This window comes from Agrococcus sp. HG114 (assembly GCF_024723325.1).
Classification (GTDB): domain Bacteria; phylum Actinomycetota; class Actinomycetes; order Actinomycetales; family Microbacteriaceae; genus Agrococcus.
On the sequence record NZ_JANQCH010000220.1, the window covers coordinates 1 to 1,421 of the forward strand.

Genomic DNA, 1,421 nt, shown 5'->3' on the forward strand with positions numbered 1-1,421 from the left:
GGGCCCGAGAGGCCGCCCGCTCCCGCGCGCGCGACCGCGCCGGCGGGCGCCCGCAGTCCGTCGCGCCGGATGGTCGTGTTCGTCGCGATGATGCCCGCGAGGCCGAGCCGGGTCGCGAGCGACGCGATGCCCTCGACCTGCTCGTCGTCGAGGTCGGGGGCGATCTTCACGAGCACGGGGACCTCGCCCGCCGCACCGCGCACCGCGTCGAGCAGCGGCTCGAGCACCCGCTCCTCCTGCAGGCCGCGGAGGCCGGGCGTGTTCGGCGAGGAGACGTTGACCGCGAGGTAGTCGGCGACGGGCGCGAGGAGCCGCGCCGAGTGCAGGTAGTCGGCCTCGACGGCGGCAGCGTCGTCGGCGTCGACCACGCGGCTCTTGCCGATGTTCACGCCGATCACGGGGCGGGAGCGCGCCTCGCGCGCCGCGGCGATGCGCTCCGCGGCCGCCGCGGCACCGCCGTTGTTGAAGCCCATGCGGTTGACGAGGGCGCGGTCCTCGACGAGCCGGAACAGCCGCGGGCGGTCGTTGCCCGGCTGGGCGCGCGCGGTGATCGTGCCGACCTCGACGTGACCGAAGCCGAGCGCGCCGAGCCCAGCGATCATCGTCGCGTCCTTGTCGAAGCCCGCGGCGATGCCGAACGGCGTCGGCAGCTCGCGGCCGAGCGCGCGCGTGCGCAGGCGCGGATCGGTGCGCACGCCGGGCCGCGCCGCGCCGATCGCGCGGATCGCCGCGGCGCCCAGGTGGTGCGCCCGCTCGGGGTCGACGCGCGCGAAGCCGTGCCGGAAGAGCAGGTCGTACGCCGTCATCGCTCCTCCTCCGCCTCCGCCTCGGCGACCGCCGCCCGCTCCTCCCGGAGCGCGCGGATCGCGCCCTCGAAGTCCTCGAGCGAGTCGAACGCGTTGTAGACGCTCGCGAAGCGCAGGTAGGCGACCTCGTCGAGCTCGCGCAGCGGCGGCAGCACCGCGAGCCCGATCTCGTTCGCGTCGATCTGGCTCGCGCCGGTCGCGCGCACCGTCTCCTCGACGGCCTGCGCGACCGCGGCGAGGTCGGCGTCCGTCACGGGCCGCCCGCGCACGGCCTTCCGCACGCCCTCGATGACCTTCTCGCGCCGGAACGGCTCGAGCACGCCGGAGCGCTTGACGACCGAGAGGCTCGCGGTCTCGACGGTCGTGAAGCGCCGCCCGCACTCGGTGCACTGGCGGCGCCGCCGGATGGACGTGCCGTCGTCGCTCGTGCGGGAGTCGACGACGCGGGAGTCGGGATTGCGGCAGAAGGGGCAGTGCATCAGCGCGCCTCCCCCGCCCCTGCGCGGTCGGCCCCGTCGCCGCGCGCCGCGAAGCGCGCGTCGATCGCCTCGCCGTGCGCGGGCAGGCCCTCGGCGGCGGCGAGCGCGACGACATCCGCGCGCACCGCCTCGAGCG

At 76.6% G+C, this 1,421-nt stretch carries 2 protein-coding genes; both read right to left on the reverse strand.

Going from position 1 to position 1,421, the window contains the following annotated elements; genetic code table 11:
• The coding region (locus tag NWP09_RS12830) for a quinone-dependent dihydroorotate dehydrogenase (RefSeq protein WP_258275885.1) at nt 1-806 on the reverse strand (806 nt) is incomplete at its 3' end.
• Nucleotides 803-1,285: a transcriptional regulator NrdR gene (nrdR, locus tag NWP09_RS12835; RefSeq protein ID WP_258275886.1), complete on the reverse strand. Its 483-nt coding sequence runs from the start codon at nt 1,283-1,285 to the stop codon at nt 803-805. The genes NWP09_RS12830 and nrdR, both read right to left, overlap by 4 nt.
• Nucleotides 1,286-1,421 lie beyond the last annotated feature (136 nt).